Source organism: Enterobacter sp. JUb54, assembly GCF_014298075.1.
GTDB classification, from domain to species: domain Bacteria; phylum Pseudomonadota; class Gammaproteobacteria; order Enterobacterales; family Enterobacteriaceae; genus Klebsiella; species Klebsiella lignicola.
The window spans coordinates 3,492,460-3,510,953 of record NZ_CP060418.1 but is presented as its reverse complement, the minus strand read 5'-3'; the positions used below and the strand labels follow the sequence as shown (position 1 = coordinate 3,510,953).

Annotated in this window: 14 protein-coding genes; 5 read left to right on the top strand and 9 right to left on the bottom strand. The window is 56.3% G+C overall.

Going from position 1 to position 18,494, the window contains the following annotated elements:
- Positions 1-15: 15 nt before the first annotated feature.
- Together HF679_RS16150 and HF679_RS16145 are read right to left on the bottom strand one after the other, a co-directional pair.
- On the bottom strand, positions 16-840 hold the full coding sequence (locus HF679_RS16150; RefSeq protein WP_123757866.1) for an AraC family transcriptional regulator: 825 nt from the start codon (positions 838-840) through the stop codon (positions 16-18).
- An 80-nt stretch (positions 841-920) separates the two neighbouring features.
- On the bottom strand, positions 921-1,769 hold the full coding sequence (locus HF679_RS16145; protein WP_123757867.1) for an SDR family oxidoreductase: 849 nt from the start codon (positions 1,767-1,769) through the stop codon (positions 921-923).
- 84 nt (positions 1,770-1,853) lie between these two features.
- On the opposite strand from HF679_RS16145, the gene HF679_RS16140 reads away from it, so the two are divergent.
- Entirely contained in the window at positions 1,854-2,243 is a 390-nt protein-coding gene (locus HF679_RS16140; RefSeq protein ID WP_123757868.1) for a winged helix-turn-helix transcriptional regulator, read from the top strand.
- On the opposite strand, the gene HF679_RS16135 is transcribed toward HF679_RS16140, so the two are convergent.
- Positions 2,240-4,192, bottom strand: a complete 1,953-nt coding sequence (locus HF679_RS16135; protein WP_123757869.1) for a bifunctional 2',3'-cyclic-nucleotide 2'-phosphodiesterase/3'-nucleotidase — start codon at positions 4,190-4,192, stop codon at positions 2,240-2,242. The genes HF679_RS16140 and HF679_RS16135 overlap by 4 nt on opposite strands.
- A 189-nt stretch (positions 4,193-4,381) precedes the next feature.
- On the opposite strand from HF679_RS16135, the gene cysQ reads away from it, so the two are divergent.
- Positions 4,382-5,125 (top strand): 3'(2'),5'-bisphosphate nucleotidase CysQ, encoded by a 744-nt coding sequence (gene cysQ / locus HF679_RS16130; protein ID WP_123757870.1) that lies wholly within the window; start codon positions 4,382-4,384, stop codon positions 5,123-5,125.
- On the opposite strand, the gene HF679_RS16125 is transcribed toward cysQ, so the two are convergent.
- A complete protein-coding gene (locus HF679_RS16125; protein WP_187042222.1) occupies positions 5,115-5,672 on the bottom strand; it encodes a YtfJ family protein in 558 nt (185 codons plus the stop codon). The genes cysQ and HF679_RS16125 overlap by 11 nt on opposite strands.
- 318 nt (positions 5,673-5,990) lie before the next feature.
- Here HF679_RS16125 and HF679_RS16120 point away from each other — a divergent pair, with 318 nt between their 5' ends.
- On the top strand, positions 5,991-6,197 hold the full coding sequence (locus HF679_RS16120) for a DUF1107 domain-containing protein (protein ID WP_004857160.1): 207 nt from the start codon (positions 5,991-5,993) through the stop codon (positions 6,195-6,197).
- Between the two features lie 63 nt (positions 6,198-6,260).
- On the opposite strand, the gene araC is transcribed toward HF679_RS16120, so the two are convergent.
- The 5 genes from araC to msrA form a co-directional block, all read right to left on the bottom strand.
- Complete coding sequence (gene araC / locus HF679_RS16115; RefSeq protein WP_187042221.1) at positions 6,261-7,133, bottom strand: arabinose operon transcriptional regulator AraC; 873 nt, start codon at positions 7,131-7,133, stop codon at positions 6,261-6,263.
- Positions 7,134-7,162: 29 nt separating this feature from the next.
- Complete coding sequence (locus tag HF679_RS16110; protein ID WP_154145057.1) at positions 7,163-9,172, bottom strand: beta-galactosidase; 2,010 nt, start codon at positions 9,170-9,172, stop codon at positions 7,163-7,165.
- Positions 9,173-9,190: 18 nt separating this feature from the next.
- The gene (locus HF679_RS16105; RefSeq protein WP_187042220.1) at positions 9,191-10,423 is read right to left on the bottom strand and encodes an oligosaccharide MFS transporter; all 1,233 of its coding nucleotides are present in this window, start codon (positions 10,421-10,423) and stop codon (positions 9,191-9,193) included.
- 197 nt (positions 10,424-10,620) lie between these two features.
- Positions 10,621-11,964 (bottom strand): hemolysin family protein, encoded by a 1,344-nt coding sequence (locus tag HF679_RS16100; RefSeq protein WP_123757875.1) that lies wholly within the window; start codon positions 11,962-11,964, stop codon positions 10,621-10,623.
- Between the two features lie 172 nt (positions 11,965-12,136).
- Positions 12,137-12,775, bottom strand: coding sequence for a peptide-methionine (S)-S-oxide reductase MsrA (msrA, locus tag HF679_RS16095; protein WP_123757876.1), 639 nt, complete (start codon positions 12,773-12,775; stop codon positions 12,137-12,139).
- Positions 12,776-12,985: 210 nt separating this feature from the next.
- Here msrA and tamA point away from each other — a divergent pair, with 210 nt between their 5' ends.
- On the top strand, positions 12,986-14,719 hold the full coding sequence (gene tamA / locus HF679_RS16090) for an autotransporter assembly complex protein TamA (protein ID WP_123757877.1): 1,734 nt from the start codon (positions 12,986-12,988) through the stop codon (positions 14,717-14,719).
- Positions 14,716-18,492: an autotransporter assembly complex protein TamB gene (tamB, locus tag HF679_RS16085; protein WP_187042219.1), complete on the top strand. Its 3,777-nt coding sequence runs from the start codon at positions 14,716-14,718 to the stop codon at positions 18,490-18,492. The genes tamA and tamB overlap by 4 nt, the downstream gene beginning before the upstream one ends.
- Positions 18,493-18,494: the final 2 nt, after the last annotated feature.

The following is an 18,494-nucleotide window of genomic DNA, read 5'->3' as shown; positions in this document are numbered from 1 at the left end:
GTATGAGGTTGCGCATTAGCGCCGGGCGACCTGCTTTTGATAGCGAACCGGGGTGATGCCGTAGCGGCGGGTAAAGGCGCGGGTCAGGTGCGACTGATCGGTCAGGCCAGCGGCGGCGGCCACTTCGGCGGCGGGCATACCGTGGGTGAGGAAGGCTTTGGCTCGCCACAGGCGAATGGCCATCAGCATCTGATGCGGCGTGACGTGGAAGTGGGCCTTAAACTGGCGCTGAAAATGGTATGGGCTCAGGGCGGCAACCTGTGCCAGCTCATCCAGCGAGACGGCGTGCATATAGTTGTCGTGCAGATAGTCGCGCACCCGCTCGAAGCGGTGGGAGGCTTCAGCCAGCACCGGCGCGTGATGGGCCAGCGGGCGGAAGGTATCGATCAGGTCCAGCAACAGTCCCTGCTGGGCCAGCGGGTCATCGGTGTGCCATAAGCCATAAATCAGCTGGCACAGTTGCTGCGAGCGTCGGGGATCCTGGCGTACCACCTCGCTAAACCACCAGTGGCGTACGCCGGTGATCTCTTCCAGCTTGTCAGGCTCCAGATAGACCATTCTGTAGCGCCAGCCGTCAGCGGTCGCCGCTTCACCGGTGTGCAGTTCATCCGGGTTCATGGTGACGATGGAGTTTACCGGGGCGACGTACTGGCTGCCGCGATAGCGAAAGCGCTCGGCGCCCAGCTCTATCGCGCCAATACCGAAGGCTTCGTGAGTATGGGGTTCGAAGGCGTAGCGGGAAATATGGGCATGATACAGCTCAACGCCGGGCACCTGCGCCAGATGGCGAAAGCGCGCGCTGTCTCTCTCATCGTTGAACTGTTCCGGTACGCCCTGCATTGAGTCACTCCCGACGGATCTCCAGTTATTATTGGGGATGACCCGCCGGGATGCTACAAAAATTAACCTTTTTGCAACGGTTACAGAATGGCGCTGATGCTTTCCGCCAGCGAAGTCGTCGGACGGCCAATCAGCGTGCTCAGGGTATGACTGTCGTCAAACAGGCCGCCTTTTTCGGCGCCGCTGTCCGAATCGGCGAGCATCTCCGCCAGTCCGGCTGGCAGGCCAACGCTCTTCAGCGCCGCCGCAAAATCGGCTTCACTGAGATTCTGATAGACCACGTTTTTACCGCTTTGCTTGCTCAGCTCTGCGGCCAGTTCGCTCAGGGTCCAGGCGTTATCGCCGGCCAGCTCATACACTTTCCCGGCGTGGCCCTCTTCGGCGATCACGCGCGCTGCCGCTAAGGCATAATCGGCACGGGTTGCCGTGGCGATTTTCCCTTCACCGGCAGCACCGATAAAGACGCCATGCTCCAGTGCCGGCGGGGCGCTGGCGAGATAGTTCTCGGTGTACCAGCCGTTGCGCAGCAGTGCGTAAGGGATGCCGGAGTCGGCGAGTAATTTCTCGGTCTCCACATGCTCAACGTGCAGGCCCAGCGGAGAGGTATCCGCGTGCAGCAGGCTGGTGTAGGCAATGAATTTCACGCCGGCCGCTTTAGCGGCATTGATGACGTTACGGTGCTGCGGCGTGCGCTGGCCGATTTCATTGGAGGAGATCAGCAGCAGCTTGTCCACACCCTGCAGGGCGGCGGTAAATGCGGCTTCGTCGGTGTAGTCGGCCTGGCGAACCACCACGCCTTGTTGGCTCAGGGATTCGGCTTTCGCCGGGTTACGCACAATGGCCACAATCTGGCTGGCCGCGGTGGTCTGTAACAGATTCTGTAGTACCAGGTGGCCAAGCTGGCCGGTAGCGCCGGTAATTGCGATCATGGGTCTTCTCCTTCGTGTTCAGTAGCAGTTGTGGTAAGCTAACACCTTAGCTAACTTTTAGTAAGTACGTACAAAAAGGTAAGTATGAAGAACGTGAATCCCACTCTGAGTGAACAGCTGCGCGACGGTAACCTGTTTGCCGAGCAGTGCCCGTCACGCGACGTGCTTAAACATGTGACCAGCCGCTGGGGAGTCTTAATTCTGGTGGCGTTACGCGGCGGTACCCATCGTTTTAGCGAGCTGCGTCGTAAGATGGGCGGCGTGAGTGAAAAAATGCTGGCGCAATCGCTGCAGGCGCTGGAGCAGGATGGCTTTATCAATCGGCTCTCCAGACCGGTGGTGCCGCCACACGTCGAGTATAGCCTGACCCCGCTTGGCGAGCAGGTAAGCGAGAAAGTGGCGGCGCTGGCCGACTGGATCGAGCTGAACCTGCCCGCGGTTCTGGCGAACCACGAGCAGGTGGCTGAGGTTTAAGGCTTCGACTGACCCAGATCCAGCTGGTAAATGGCAAAGCCGATATCGTCGGTGGCAACCTGGTGCATCGGATACTGTGCTTTTTCTTTGATGAACGCCGCCGCTTTCTCACCCGGCGAGGTCTCAAAGCGAATATCCAACGGCACCGTGCCGTGAAGCGGCGCCAGGCGCCAGTTATTATCGGCGGACGGGTGAATAGCACCGGATTTTTTCGATTCGGCGCCGATCCATGCCGCCAGTACCGAGCGGTTTTCGTCAGGGGAAGCAAACGCAATATGGCTATCGCCGGTACCGGCAAACTTGCCGCCGTAGGCGCGATAGTTATTGGTGGCGACGAGGAAGGTGGCGGTCGGGTCGACAGGTTTACCGTTAAAGGTCAGATCCTTAATGCGTTCCGCCTGCGGGTTAACCATCTGGCATTCGCCGTCGTAGCGCGCCGGCTGGCTGACATCAATCTGGTAGTTCACACCGTCAATCACATCAAAGTTATAGGTGCGGAAACCGTCCCAGTTGATTAATGACTGCGGTTTGCTGCTGGTCAGGTCGATGCGATTGAACTGTCCGGCGGAACATTCCAGCCACTCTTTGACCTCTTTGCCGCTGACTTTCATTACCACCAGCGTATTGGGATAGAGGTACAGGTCGGCGGCGTTACGGAAGGTGAGCTGGCCCTTTTCGACTTCGACGAAGCTGGCCGGGTCGTTCTTACGACCGCCAACTTTAAACGGCGCGGCGGCGGAGAGCACCGGCAGTTTCGCCAGATCCGGATCGCCCTGAATATAGTGTTCGACATAGGCCTTCTGCGCCATGTTTACCACCTGCACGGTGGGGTCATCCTGCACCAGCGCCAGGTAGCTGTACATGTTATCGGCAGACTGGCCGATGGGTTTGCTGACGAACTCACGGGTTGCATCGTGATCGGCTTTGAGCACCTGCACCAGCTTCGCGTCTTCTGCCGCCAGCGATTTCTTCGCCACCGCGTCATAGATCGGGCGCGCTTCAGCTTTGGCCTGCGCGACCTGCCAGTGGCCAGCATCGTTATTCAGCACCAAATCGACGATGCCCAGGTGGTCGCCCCACATGCCGGGCATCACGGCGGGAATGCCGTTCAGCGTGCCTTTTTCGATATCCGCGCCCTTAATGCTGGCGAAATCTTTCCCCGGGAATACCGCATGCGCGTGGCCGAACATAATGGCATCCACGCCGGGCACCTGGCTTAAGTAGTACACCGAGTTTTCCGCCATCGCCTGGTACGGATCGGCGGAGAGCCCGGAGTGGGCAATGACCACCACCACATCGGCGCCTTTTTCACGCATTTCCGGCACGTATTTCCGCGCGGTTTCGGTGATGTCGTTGACGCTGACTTTACCGCTGAGATTAGCTTTATCCCAGGTCATAATTTGCGGCGGCACAAAGCCGATATAGCCGATGCGTAGCGTCTGGGTTTTGCCATCGCTGTCCTGAACCTGGGTCTCTTTGATCAGGTACGGCGTGAACATCGGCTGGCCGGTTTTGCTATCGATAACGTTGGCGTTCACGTAGGGGAACGTCGCCCCGGCCAGCGCCTTGTGCAGGAAATCGAGGCCATAGTTGAATTCGTGATTGCCGAGGTTGCCCACTGTGTAATCCAGGGTATTCATCGCCTTATAGACCGGATGAACATCGCCTTTGTTGAGCCCTTTTGCCGCCATATAGTCGCCCAGCGGGCTTCCCTGAATAACGTCGCCGTTATCGACCAGCACGCTGTTTTTGACCTCCTGGCGGGCTTTTTCGATAAGCGTGGCGGTGCGAACCAGACCAAACTTTTCGGTGGCGGCGTCTTTGTAATAATCGAAATCCATCATATTGCTGTGCAGATCGGTGGTTTCCATGATCCGCAGATCGACGGTGGCGGCGTTCACGCTGGCCGCGACCAGCGTGGCCAGTAACGTTACGCTAAACTTCATCATCAGAGGCATCCTTTTCATGAGCAATGGCACAGTAGAAAATGTATGTACATTCTGTTGCTTACAGAAGTGTGAATCATGCCGAAATTTGCACGATGAAACCGCCATTACTATCACAGATAGCGGAACTCGCACCGATGCGATATAACTAAAACAACGAGTTAACGCCACTGTAACCAGACGAGGTGGAGAATGTTAGAACAAGTATGTGAGCTTGCACGGCGTGCAGGTGATGCCATCATGGATGTCTATGATGGGAAGCAACCGATGGACGTAGCCAGCAAGAAAGATGATTCTCCGGTTACCGCGGCGGATCTCGCGGCTCACAGCGTGATTATGAGCGGCCTGCTGGCGTTGACGCCGGACATCCCGGTGCTGTCTGAGGAAGACCCGCCCGGCTGGGACATCCGCCAACACTGGCAGCGTTACTGGCTGGTGGATCCGCTGGATGGCACCAAAGAATTTATCAAACGTAACGGTGAGTTCACCGTCAATATTGCGCTGATTGAGAACGGTAAACCGGTGCTTGGCGTGGTCTATGCCCCGGTGATGAAGGTGCTGTACTGCGCGGAAAACGGCAAGGCCTGGAAAGATGAGTGCGGCCGGCGCAAGCAAATTCAGGTGCGTGATGGCCGACCGCCGCTGGTGGTCATCAGCCGCTCTCACGGCAACGACCCGGAACTGCAGGAGTATCTGGAGCAGCTCGGCGAACATCAAACCACGTCCATCGGCTCATCCCTGAAGTTTTGCCTGGTGGCGGAGGGTCAGGCCCAGCTTTATCCGCGCTTCGGGCCGACCAGCACCTGGGATACCGCGGCTGGTCATGCGGTTGCGGTTGCTGCCGGGGCGCACGTTCACGACTGGCAGGGGCGTACTCTGGACTACACGCCGCGTGAGTCGTTCCTCAACCCCGGCTTCCGGGTCTCTATTTACTAAGCAGTTTGTGCAGCAGCGCGACCACCTGCTGCACTTCCTCCTGGGTGAGTGCGCCATCTTTGGCCCACTGCACGCGGCCCTCGCTATCCAGCACGACAATGGCTGAACTATCTTCCTGCAGCTGCCAGGCTTTGCGGGCCAGGCCGTTGCTGTCGACAATAAACTGCGACCAGGGGTAGAGCTGTTTGTTGCTCTCAATGCTGCTGCGCACGAACATACCGGAGCCTGGGATGGCATCATCGGTATTGACGATGGTGGTGGTCTGGTAGCGATCGTGCGGGAATTTCGCCGCCTTGATCGCCTCGATCAATGTGGCGTTTTTCTCTTTTGCCGAGGTGCGCCCGGCGATGTGTTGCACCACGCGAACTTTTCCTGCCAGCTGCGAGCTATTCCAGTTTTTGTAGCTAAACTTATCATTATCCAGCATTAATTCTCCCCGGTCGGCTATGCCAACCGGCGCGACGCGCTGGCCATCAACAAAGTTATGCGCTGACGCTATCAGCGGGAACAGGAGGCAGGAAGCCGCCAGAAATGTACGTAGGGTCATGATGGGTCCTTATTATATGCAGGTGATCCGACCACTTGGTCTGGCTTTAAGCATAAGTGCGATTTACCGGTGTGACACGCAATCAGAAGGCCAGTTTGCGTGTTAACGCACATATTCGAAGAAAATCGGCCACTTATACTCATTTCTACGTATGTTTGAAACGATAGTTCTTAATTATTGTCATCAAAAGGTAAATAAACTTATGCATGCTGGGTATTACAAAGGTTCTGAACTATAGTTTTAGGGCATTAAATTTGCGCTCCAGAATCGTGGGCTAAGTGTGGCACCACAAGAGCGTAACCCTGGCAGGAGACAACAATGAAAATTTTCCAACGCTACAATCCGCTGCAAGTGGCGAAGTACGTGAAGATCCTGTTCCGCGGACGGTTATACATCAAGGATGTTGGCGCTTTTGAGTTTGATAAGGGAAAAATCCTTATCCCGAAGGTCAAGGACAAGCAGCATTTGTCTGTGATGTCTGAGGTTAATCGTCAGGTCCTGCGTTTGCAGACCGAGATGGCGTAACCTGAAGAACGATGTAGCTATGCGGTAAAAAAAGACGGCTCCCCACGGGAGCCGTTGATGTTTCTAGTCCTTCATCATCGCATAACGTTTACGGTATTCGCCCGGCGGAATGCCGTTATGTTTGCGGAAAATCCGGGTGAAATAGACCGGGTCAGCGTAGCCGACCGACAGCGCAATTTTGTTTAACGGCAGCGAAGTACTCTGAATCAGCCATTTTGACCGGTTGATGCGCTGCGCCTCGCGCCAGGCGTACACCGTCTGCCCGAGTTCATTTTTGAACAAGTGGGCCAGCCTTGACGGCGAGATGAAGACCATCGCTGCCAGGGTCTCAATTTTTACTTCCTGAGCAATGTGCTCGTTGAGATATGCACAGACGGCGTTAATCCTCGGGTCGTGAGCGTGGCGATTGCTGATGGGCTGAAGCTGAAAACAGTTGAGGATCAGGCGTTCCAGCGCATTCATGGCCAACGCTTCCGACAGCGGGGCGCTAGCAGAATGGTGGCGAATGACCTCATAGAACAGATCGTGCAGATTTTGCTGTTGTTCGGGGTCGGTAATCGTGGTTTTGCCAATATTATGGGTCGTCTGATCCCATTTCAGCCAGTCTATCCAGTAGGGGCGAGGGATAAAGTAGATCCACAGATGGTCCCAGTGATCGCTGTGTTCATCCCGCCCGTAATGATGCGGAACGCCGGGCGGAAAGAGCAGCATATCGTTCTCGCGACACAGCAGGGAGCCGTCACCGGCTTTGGCGCGGGCCTGGCCACGCAGGGTGAAATTAATAATGTAGCCTTTCATCCCCTGCGGGCGGTTAATGTAGTAATCCAGCGTTGAACCGCGAGTGATGGGCGTAAAGCCCGCGACAACCCAGGCGTTGAAGGTAAAGGTCTTCATCAACGGCGAGAAATTCAATAGCTCATTGATATCCAGTTCCATTGTTTCCTCGTCTGAGCGCCGCGATGCGTTTAACTTTCGATGATACTAAATTCCCAGGCCTTGAGACGCAACGGCTGGCCGACGTGAACGCTCTCGCCGCTCAGGACATTTTCCCCGGCGGTCTCGCTGATGACATCCAGCGGGTCGGCAGAGTAGTTGAACAGAAAATTCACGATGTTGCCGTCGCGATTGCGCATCTTTCTGACCACCAGCGGATAGCGGTATGCCGACGTACGCGAACGCAGCGTCTGGTCGGCGGTGAGTAAATCAAACAGCTGGCTGATGAGCCTCTTGTGCGGCAGGAAGCCCACGTAGATGGCGCGGCCCTGACCATAGTCCGCATCAGTGGCGGCGGCATACTCGCCCCACGCGGGGTGCTGATAGCGCAGCAGAGTGCGGGTGTTGGCCTCCGGGGTCAGCAGCTCCATCCACAGTTCTGCCTGATTATTCTCGCTGCAATCAAGCTGCGCGCAGCACGACGCCACGGTGGTCTCTTCCGAGAGGGTGAACTGGCTGTAGCTGACGCCGCAGGCCTGGTGCAAAATCCCCGGCTGCGTGCTGTGACGCACCTTGACGTTTTCATCGCTAAAGCCTGATTTAAAGCCAATCAACGCTCTACCGCCCTGGGCAATATAGCGATTGATACGGTTTAACAGGCCATCATCGGCAGCGTAAAGACCAGGAATAATCAACGTGCGGTAGCGCGAGGTCTCCTCGTTGACATCGTGGATGATGTCGAGACTAACGTTATGGTCGTACAGCGCATCATGGAAGCGGCGGAAAATATCGTTATAGACATTGCCCTGGGCATCACCGGGCCGGAACTGATTCAGCGCGTCCATCGCGTCGTTGCTGACCAGCAGGGCGACGTCGTTTTCTGCCCGCAGGTCGGCCAACTGCGGGGCCAGACGGGCAAAGTCAGCGCCGATAGTAGTGGCTTCCTGCCAGGTAGGGTTACGTGAAAAATCGTGGCTTAACAAGCCCTTCCAGTAGGTCTCAAACGAATTGTGGATCGAATGCCAGTGCCAGTAGGAGACCATGGTTGCGCCGGAGGCAATATGGCTGAAGGCCTGCAGCCGGAGCTGGCCCGGGAACGGCGTCCACTGGGCAAATCCCTGTGCCTGCGTCTCCAGTACGAAGTAATTCTGCCCTTGCTTCAGCGAACGGGTGATGGCGCCGCCAAAGGCGATTTCCCGCCCGGTGAGGTGTTGCTGGCTGGGGTGATAGATATCGACCCCGGCAATATCCAGCGCCTGCGCGGCGGCGAAGTGATCGACCCGCGGCTGAACGCCATAAGAGTAGCCCCGCCATTCAAAATCGAAGTTATGGGTGACAAACTGCTGCGGCTGCGCATACTCGCGCACGATCTCCGCCTGCCAGGCCAGGTACTCCGTCACCTGCTGACGCTGATAACGCGAGAATGCGCAGGCGAGGCTGGCGTTAATGGTGTTCTCAACCGGCGGGAAATCCTGCCAGCTGTCGATACGGTTGCTCCAGTAGTTCAGGCCAAAATCGTGATTCAACTGGTCGAGGTCCGGGTACTGTTCCTGCAGGCTGCGTACGAACCCTTCCTGCATATGGCGGCCGATATTATCGTAATGCTTGGTTTCGTTATCCAGCTGCCAGCCGATAATCGCCGGGTGATGCTGAACATGCGCCATCAGGGTACGGATAATGTTTTCGGCATAGCGTCGGAAGGTTGGGTTGACGATATCCATAATTTGCCGCGGGCCATATTTCTGCTGCCCCTCGACGGTGGTAACCATAATGTCCGGATGTTTAGCCGCCAGCCACGCCGGGACCGCATAGGTGGGCGTGCCGATAATCACCGCAATGCCGGCCTGGTGCATCGCGTCCAGCACCCGGTCGATATGGTAGAAGTTGTAAACACCTTCCTGAGGCTCCAGGGTGCTCCAGGTGGACTCGGCAATGCGCACGACGTTAATCCCCGTTTCACGCATTAAGGCGATATCTTTCGCCAGACGATCCTCCGGCATATATTCGTCGTAATAGGCCACGCCATAAAATAATGTCGACATGCAGGTTACCTCCTTGAATTAATGAGCGGGCGCCGGTTGCGGAGCAAAAATGCGCGCGTTGTTCAGCGTAATGGCCGAGATAAGGGTGAAGCACAGGGCAATGCTGCCCAGTACGATATAGCTGCTGGTAAACCCCATGCTCTGGTACATATGGCCGATACCGGTGGAAAGAAAAATAGAACTAAAGCTTTTCGAAAACTGGAATCCGATTAAATAAACCGAGGCGGAAAGCAGTGGGTTGAAGTTGGCGGTGATATATTTTAATGCGGCAACCAGTAATACCGAACTTTCAAAGCCGTGGAGCAGTTTAATCAGACTGATGGAGACCGGGCCAACGGCCCAGGCCGAACCAATGATGCGCAGGCTCATGATCATCCCGCAATACAGCAGGGCGTTTTTCGGGCCAATTTTATTGACAAACCACGGTGCAAAAAACATCACCACCGCATCAAGGAAAATCTGCCCGGTGGTTAAATAGCCAAAGACTTCCGCACCGCGTGCTTTACTCTCAAAGAAGTGGCTGTAATAGATAGCGAACTGCTGGTCGTAGGTTTCATACACCGCACCGACCCCAATCATGTAGATGGCGAAGAACCAGAACTTCTTCATCTTCAGCAACGAGGTGGCGTCCTGCAGGGTAACCGGCGTGGCTTTTCCTGATGACATTGCGCCTTGTGCACGGGGGCTGATCTGCATTTTCCAGACAATCACCAGCAGGCACACCCCGGCGCCGCTCGCCAGCCAGAAAATCATATTCTGATCGATACCGTAGAGCTTACCGGCGGCAAAGGTGCCGATAGCGGCGCCAATGCCACCAAACATCCTGGCACGGCCAAATTCAAAGCCTGAGGCGCGACTGACCTTATCAATATAGGCTTCGCAAATGCCGCAGCCGGCACCGTAGGCCATACCGATATAGATACCGCCAGCCAGTGCTCCGAGAAAGACGTTAACTTTTAATAATGGCGCGAAGACGTAAATCCAGTAAGGGGCGAACAAGGTAATAATAATAGCCAGCATCCACATCAGGTTCTTCCGATAGACTAATTTATCGGAAACAAACCCAAATAACGGCTGGACGCAAACGGCAATAATAGCGGTAAAGGAATATACGAGACCGACGTCGGTGTAATTGATGCCGATGGTTTCTGTCAGCCATAATGATAAATAGGGATAACAGCATCCCCAGCCAATAAAGAAAAAGAGAAAGAACAGACAGCTGATATAGTAATTTTTATTTGCTTCTATCATGGTAACCCTCGTTTCCTGAGAACCGGAATATGATTGTAGAGACGCGAGCAAAGTTACCTTTTTGCGTAAAGGGGAGTCATGAACGTTTCGCTATGGAGTAGTAAAAATCTGCTATCGGTTGAGTGGCGTGAGCCGCTTCACATTCGGCAAATAAAAAAGGCAGAGAGAGTCTCTGCCTTTGGTGTTGGGGATGGGGGTTATGCGGGTTCTTTTTCGCTATCCGTGGATTCGGTCTGCTTCGGGACCAGCACCGTCGGTTTGTTGTCGATCCGCGTCACCAGCAGCTGGTCGATTCGGTAGTTGTCGATATCCACCACCTCGAACTTATAGCCGGAGAACTTCACCGCATCGGTGCGTTTTGGGATCTTGCGCAGCATATACATCATAAAGCCGCCGATGGTTTCATAATTACCGGACTGCGGGAACTCGTCGATATCCAGTACGCGCATCACGTCGTCGATCGGCGTGCCGCCGTCAATCAGCCATGAGTTCTCGTCGCGCGCGACAATCTGCTCTTCCAGCCCCTGGCCGACCAGATCGCCCATCAGGGTGGTCATGACGTCATTCAGGGTGATAATCCCCACCACTAACGCGTACTCGTTCATGATCACCGCGAAGTCTTCACCCGCCGTTTTAAAGCTTTCCAGCGCCTCTGACAGCGTCAGGGTATCCGGAACAATCAGCGTATTGCGGATCTGCACGCCGCCGGTCAGCACCAGGCTCTGGTTTGCCAGCACGCGGTTGAGCAGGTCTTTTGAGTCAACGTAGCCGATGATATGGTCGATATCTTCGTTACAGACCAGAAACTTGGAGTGCGGATGTTCCGCCACCTTGCTCTTCAGGCTCTGCTCATCTTCGTGCAGATCGAACCAGATAATATTTTCGCGCGAGGTCATGGAGGACGGAACGGTACGGGATTCCAGCTCGAACACGTTCTCAATCAGTTCATGCTCCTGCTTACGCAGCACGCCGGCCAGCGCGCCGGCTTCGACCACCGCGTAAATATCGTCGGAAGTAATATCGTCCTTGCGCACCATCGGTATTTTAAACAGGCGGAAGATATTGTTGGCCATGCCGTTGAACATCCACACTAGCGGACGGAACACCATCAGGCAGAAGCGCATCGGGTTGATGATGCGCAAAGCTACCGCTTCTGGCGCAATCATACCGATGCGTTTCGGAGTCAGGTCAGCAAACAGGATGAACAGGCTGGTGACCAGAGTAAAGGAGATAATAAAGCTGAGCTGATCGGACAGTTCCGGCGACATGTAGCGGCTTAACAGGCTGTTGAAAGCCGGTGAAAATGCTGCATCGCCGACGATACCGCCGAGAATGGCCACCGCGTTCAGGCCAATTTGCACGACGGTGAAAAACATCCCAGGGTTTTCCTGCATTTTGAGAACGCGCTGCGCGTTCACATTGCCATCATCGGCCAGCAGTTTGAGTTTGATTTTACGTGAGGCGGCCAGCGAGATTTCCGATATCGAAAAAAATGCACTGACGGCAATCAGACAAAGTATTACTAAAATACTGTTTAACATAGTTTATCTAGCCGTTGGGGCCAGATCCTCGGAAGGGAAGTTGATAACGCTAATGTGGCATACATAAAAAACCGGTCCGAAGGCGCTGGACCGGCTATAACACAGGGTAGTATAGCGTAAGCTACTGTAAAGCCGCCAGAGCGTTAATTACTCACCTTAGCGATTCACCGTTTCAGGCCTGCGGAGGCAGACAAACGCCAATCCCGCCAAGGCCGCAGTAGCCGTACGGATTTTTGTGCAGGTACTGCTGGTGGTCATCCTCGGCATAGTAAAACGGCTTCGCTGAGGCAATTTCGGTGGTGATGGTACGAGTATCGTTGGCGTCGCGCATCGCCGCCTGGAAGCTGGCCAGACTGGCCCTGGCCGCCTGATCCTGCTCCGGAGTCAGCGTATAGATCGCCGAGCGGTACTGGGTGCCATGGTCGTTACCCTGCTGCATCCCTTGCGCCGGGTCGTGATTTTCCCAGAACACCTGCAACAGCTGCGCGTAGCTGATGACCTGCGGATCGTAAACGATACGTACCGCTTCGGCATGGCCGGTGTCACCCGAACAGACTTCACGATAGGTTGGATTCGGCGTGTAGCCGCCGGTATAGCCTGCGGCGGTGCTGTAAACGCCTGGCTGCTGCCAGAACAAGCGTTCAACGCCCCAGAAACAGCCCATCGCGAACAGCGCAACGTCCATCCCGTCAGGGACATTGGTCATCGAGTGGCCATTAACGGCGTGGAGTGTTGCCACCGGCATGGGCGTGTTGCGTCCTGGCAGCGCATCCGCCTGGGCGACAAGATGCGTTTTATCAAATAGACTCACGGTTGGCCTCTCAAAAACATAAGTTGTGGTTAAGGTTGTAACGAAGCGTGTCTTTTTACACAATAAACGCGCTCGATACGTCTAGATTTATATATAAGAATTATTTGGGTTCGCGTCACTTTTTCAACCCTAAGTTGTTGGGGTTTTGTTAAGCCGTGGAACGGCGCTTTCGTTTCCTGCGGGGGGAAACAAGGAAATTCAGGAGAAAACGTGCTACAAATCCGCCAGTTATGTGTCACCAGCCTTTTGCTGGTCAGCGGGGTCGCTAGCGCCGCGAGCGTGCGTTTGCAGGTTGAGGGGTTGTCCGGAGAGCTGGAAAAAAACGTCCGAGCTCAACTTTCTACGATCCAGAGCGATGAAGTTACGCCGGATCGTCGATTCCGCGCGCGCGTGGATGATGCCATTCGCGAAGGGTTGAAAGCCCTGGGCTACTACGAACCAACCATCGACTTCGATCTCCGTCCGCCACCGAAAAGTGGCCGGCAGGTGCTGATTGCGAAGGTCACACCCGGTGAACCCGTGCGCATTGGCGGCACGGAGGTGATTCTGCGCGGCGGAGCGCGTACTGACCGTGACTATCTGGATTTGCTAAAAACGCGTCCGGCGATTGGCACCGTGCTTAACCAGGGCGATTATGACGGTTTCAAAAGCTCCCTGACCCGCGTTGCGCTGCGTAAAGGCTACTTCGACAGCGAATTCAATAAAAGCCAGCTTGGCATCGCGCTCGGTCGTCACCAGGCGTTCTGGGATATCGACTACAACAGCGGCGAGCGCTATCGTTTTGGCGACGTGACGTTCAGCGGGTCGCAAATTCGCGATGAATATCTGCAAAACCTGGTGCCCTTCAAGGAAGGGGATTACTACACCTCTGAAGATCTGGCGGAGCTAAACCGCCGTCTGGCGGCTACCGGCTGGTTCAGCTCGGTGGTGGTGGCGCCGGAGTTTGATAAATCACGTAAGACCAAAGTGCTGCCGTTGCACGGCGTGGTCTCGCCGCGCAAAGAGAACACCGTTGAAACCGGGGTCGGTTATTCGACGGACGTCGGGCCGCGGATCAAAGCGACCTGGAAAAAGCCATGGATGAACTCCTACGGCCATAGCCTGACCTCCAGCCTCAGCCTCTCCGCACCGGAACAGCAGCTCGATTTTAGCTACAAAGTCCCTCTGTTAAAAAACCCGCTTGAACAGTATTACCTGATGCAGGGCGGCTTTAAGCGCACGGACCTCAACGACACCAAAGCTGACTCCTCAACGCTGGCGGTATCGCGTTACTGGGAGCTCTCCAGCGGCTGGCAGCGCGCCATCAACCTGCGCTGGAGCCTCGACCACTTTACCCAGGCCAACGTCACCAACACCACGATGCTGATCTATCCTGGGGTGTCGGTAAACCGTACCCGCTCGCGCGGCGGCCTGATGCCGACCTGGGGCGACTCTCAGCGCTATTCGGTGGATTACTCCAACACCATGTGGGGCTCGGATATTAACTTCATCGTCGCGCAGGCGCAGGATGTGTGGATCCGTACGCTCTACGACCGCCACCGTTTTGTGGTGCGTGGCAACCTCGGCTGGATTGAAGCCGATGATTTCAACAAAGTCCCGCCGGACCTGCGCTTCTTCGCCGGGGGCGATCGCAGCATCCGCGGCTACAAATACAAATCGATCTCGCCAAAAGATGACGATGGCAAGTTAATCGGTGCTTCCAAGCTGGCCACCGGCTCGCTGGAGTATCAATACAACGTCAGCGGAAAATGGTGGGGCGCCGTGTTCGTCGACAGCGGCGAAGCGGTGAGCGATATCCGTAAGAGTGATTTTAAAACCGGCGCCGGCGTCGGCGTGCGCTGGCAGTCGCCGGTTGGCCCGATCAAGCTGGATATTGCCGCGCCGGTCGGCGACAAAGAAGAGCACGGTTTACAGTTTTACATCGGTCTGGGGCCTGAATTATGAGTTTATGGAAGAAGATAAGCCTCGGAGTACTGATCTTTGTGGTCCTGCTGCTGGGGACGGTGGCGTTCCTGGTGGGGACGACCAGCGGGTTGCATCTGGTGCTGAAGGCGGCGGACCGCTGGGTTCCTGGCCTGGAGATCGGCAAGGTCACCGGCGGCTGGCGTGATTTGACGCTGCAAAACGTACGCTTTGAACAACCGGGCGTGGCGGTCACCGCCGGGCAGTTCCATCTGGCGGTCAAGGTCCGGTGCCTGTGGGATAGCAGCCTGTGTGTGAATGACCTGTCGCTGCGCGATATCTATGTGGCGATCGATACCAGCAAAATGCCACCTGCTGCGCCGGTGGAAGAAGAAGACACGGGGCCGCTGAATCTCTCGACGCCGTATCCCATCACCCTGAGCCGCATTGCGCTGCAAAACGTTAACGTCAAAATTGATAACACTGCCGTGTCGGTGCGGGACTTCTCCACCGGCCTGAACTGGCAGGAGAAGAACCTGACCCTGACCCCGACCTCGTTACAGGGACTGCTGATTGCGCTGCCGAAGGTGGCGAAAGTGGCGCAGGAGCAGGTGGTTGAACCGAAGATTGAAAACCCTAAACCGGAAGAAAAACCGCTCGGCGAGACGATGAAAGATCTCTTCTCGAAGCCGGTGCTGCCGGAAATGACCGACGTACATCTGCCGCTGAACCTTAATATTCAGGAGTTCCGCGGCGAGCAGCTGCGGGTCACCGGCGATACCGACATGACCGTCTACAGCCTGCTGCTGAAAGTCAGCAGCATCGACGGGCACATGAAGCTGGACGCGCTGGATATCGACTCCGATCAGGGCAAAGTCAACGCCTCGGGCAGCGCGCAGCTGCAGGATAACTGGCCGGTCGATATCACCCTCGACAGCACGCTGAACATCGACCCGCTGAAAGGCGAGAAGGTGAAGCTGAAAGTCGGCGGCGAGGTGCGTAAAAAGCTGGACGTAGCCGTGGATTTAGCCGGCTCTGTCGCCATGACGCTGCGTGCCGACGCACAGCTGGCGGAAGCCGGGCTGCCGCTGAATATGGAGCTGAAGAGCAAGCAGCTGTACTGGCCGTTTAGCGGCGAGAAGCAGTTCCAGGCCGACGACGTCCTGCTGAAATTTAACGGCAAGATGACCGACTACACCATGGCGTTCAGCACCGCGGTGAAGGGGCAATCGCTGCCGCCGGCGAAGATCACCCTCAACGCCAAAGGGAACGAACAGCAGCTGAACCTCGATAAGCTGACGGTGGCGGCGCTGGAAGGGAAAACCGAGCTGAAAGCGCTGCTGGACTGGCAGCAGGCGATCAGCTGGCGCGGCGAGCTGAAGCTTGACGGCATTAACACCGCCAAAGAGGTGCCGGACTGGCCGTCAAAACTGAACGGGATGATCAAAACCCAGGGCAGCCTGTACGGCGGTAGCTGGCAGATGTCGGTTCCGGAGCTGAAAATCACCGGTAACGTGAAGCAGAATAAGGTCGATGTCAGCGGTTCCCTGCAGGGCAACAGCTACATGCAGTGGAAAATCCCCGGTCTGCATCTGGCGCTCGGTAAGAACAGCGCCGACGTGAAGGGCGAGCTGGGGGTCAAAGATCTGGACCTCGACGCCACCATTGATGCACCGAATCTGGATAATGCGCTGCCGGGCCTTGGCGGCACGGCGAAAGGGCTGCTGAAAGTTCGCGGTACCGTCGACGCGCCGCAGCTGCTGGCGGATATCACCGCCCGTGCGCTGCGCTGGCAGGAGCTGACGATAGCGCAGGTCAATGTGAAAGGCGATGTGAAGTCCAGCGACCAGATTGGCGGCAATCTGGATGTGCGGGTGGACCGTATCAGCCAGCCAGGAGTCAATATCAGCCTGGTGCAGCTGAACGCCAAAGGTAACGAGAAGCAACATGACCTGCAGCTGAAAGTCCAGGGTGAGCCGGTTTCCGGGCAGCTGTCGCTGGCGGGAAGTTTCGACCGCAAAGCGGAGCGCTGGAAGGGGACGCTGAGTAATACCCGCTTCCAGACCCCGGTCGGGCCGGTTTCGCTGACGCGTAACATCGCGCTGGATTATCGCAACCTTGAGCAAAAAATCAGAATCGGGCCGCACTGCTGGAGCAACCCGAATGCCGAGCTGTGCGTACCGCAAACCATCGACGCGGGAGCCAGCGGGCGGGCGGTTGTTAATCTGAACCGCTTTGACCTGGCGATGCTGAAGCCGTTTATGCCGGAGGCGACCCAGGCCAGCGGCGTGTTTAGCGGCAATGCCGATGTCAGCTGGGACACCACCAAAGAGGGGCTGCCGCAGGGCAAGATAACGCTCAACGGCCGCAACGTAAAAGTGACGCAGGTGGTCAACGACGCGCCGCTGCCGGTGGCCTTTGATACCCTGAACCTCACCGCCGACCTGCATAACAACCGCGCCGAGCTCGGCTGGCTGATTCGCCTGACCAACAACGGTCAGCTGGATGGCCAGGTCCAGATCAGCGATCCGCAGGGGCGGCGTAACCTCGGCGGGAATGTGAACATCAACAACTTCTCGCTGGCGATGATTAACCCGATCTTCTCCCGGGGAGAGAAAGCGGAAGGTAAGCTTAACGCGCACCTGCGCCTTGGTGGTAACCTGCAAAGCCCGCAGCTGTTCGGTCAGATGCAGCTGGGCGGTATCGATGTCGACGGTAACTTTATGCCGTTTGATATGCAGCCGAGCCAGCTGGCGATGAACTTCAACGGCACCAGCTCCACGCTGCAGGGCACCGTGAATACCAGACAGGGCCAGATTAGCCTGAGCGGGAATGCTGACTGGACCCAGATTGACAACTGGCGAGCGCAGATTGCGGCGAAGGGCAGCCGGGTCCGCATTACCGTGCCGCCGATGGTGCGCCTTGACGTGTCGCCTGACGTGGTCTTTACCGCCACGCCAAGCTTGTTTAGTCTGGATGGCAGCGTGGATGTACCGTGGGCGCGTATCGTCGTCAACGAGGTGCCGGAAAGCGCTGTTGGGGTCTCTTCGGACGAAGTGATGCTGAATAACGATCTGCAGCCGATTAAGCCGCAGAGCGCCGGGATCCCGATCAACAGCAATCTGACGATTCATGTTGGCAACAACGTACGCCTGGATGCCTTTGGCTTGAAAGCGCGCTTGACCGGCGATCTGAAAGTCGCTCAGGATAAACAAGGTCTGGGCCTGAACGGGCAGATCAATATTCCGGAAGGGCGCTTCCACGCCTACGGCCAGGACTTGATCGTGCGTAAAGGCGAGCTGCTGTTCTCCGGGCCGCCGGATCAGCCGTTGCTGAACATCGAAGCGATTCGTAACCCGGATGCGACGGAAGATGATGTCATAGCCGGGGTGCGGGTAACCGGTTCTGCCGATCAGCCGAAGGCAGAAATCTTCTCTGACCCGGCCATGTCGCAGCAAGAAGCGCTGTCTTACCTGCTGCGTGGCCAGGGATTGAGCAGCGATCAGGGTGACGGAGCAGCGATGACATCAATGCTTGTTGGCCTGGGGGTTGCACAAAGTGGTCAGGTTGTGGGTAAAATCGGCGAGACGTTTGGCGTAAGCAATTTGGCGTTGGATACCCAGGGGGTAGGTGACTCCTCCCAGGTCGTAGTCAGCGGCTATGTACTGCCAGGTCTGCAGGTAAAATATGGAGTCGGTATCTTTGACTCCCTGGCGACGTTGACTCTACGTTACCGTCTGATGCCTAAGCTATATATGGAAGCGGTGTCTGGCGTAGACCAGGCTCTCGATTTGCTCTATCAGTTTGAGTTTTAGCA

Coding starts and splice junctions, on each gene's coding strand:
- HF679_RS16145 (WP_123757867.1), bottom strand. CDS start 1,769: ATGATCGCAATTACCGGCGCTACCGGCCAGCTTGGCCACCTGGTACTA.
- cysQ (WP_123757870.1), top strand. CDS start 4,382: ATGTTAGAACAAGTATGTGAGCTTGCACGGCGTGCAGGTGATGCCATC.
- tamB (WP_187042219.1), top strand. CDS start 14,716: ATGAGTTTATGGAAGAAGATAAGCCTCGGAGTACTGATCTTTGTGGTC.
- araC (WP_187042221.1), bottom strand. CDS start 7,133: ATGGAACTGGATATCAATGAGCTATTGAATTTCTCGCCGTTGATGAAG.
- HF679_RS16125 (WP_187042222.1), bottom strand. CDS start 5,672: ATGACCCTACGTACATTTCTGGCGGCTTCCTGCCTCCTGTTCCCGCTG.
- HF679_RS16135 (WP_123757869.1), bottom strand. CDS start 4,192: ATGATGAAGTTTAGCGTAACGTTACTGGCCACGCTGGTCGCGGCCAGC.
- HF679_RS16110 (WP_154145057.1), bottom strand. CDS start 9,172: ATGTCGACATTATTTTATGGCGTGGCCTATTACGACGAATATATGCCG.
- HF679_RS16140 (WP_123757868.1), top strand. CDS start 1,854: ATGAAGAACGTGAATCCCACTCTGAGTGAACAGCTGCGCGACGGTAAC.
- HF679_RS16150 (WP_123757866.1), bottom strand. CDS start 840: ATGCAGGGCGTACCGGAACAGTTCAACGATGAGAGAGACAGCGCGCGC.
- HF679_RS16120 (WP_004857160.1), top strand. CDS start 5,991: ATGAAAATTTTCCAACGCTACAATCCGCTGCAAGTGGCGAAGTACGTG.
- HF679_RS16100 (WP_123757875.1), bottom strand. CDS start 11,964: ATGTTAAACAGTATTTTAGTAATACTTTGTCTGATTGCCGTCAGTGCA.
- HF679_RS16105 (WP_187042220.1), bottom strand. CDS start 10,423: ATGATAGAAGCAAATAAAAATTACTATATCAGCTGTCTGTTCTTTCTC.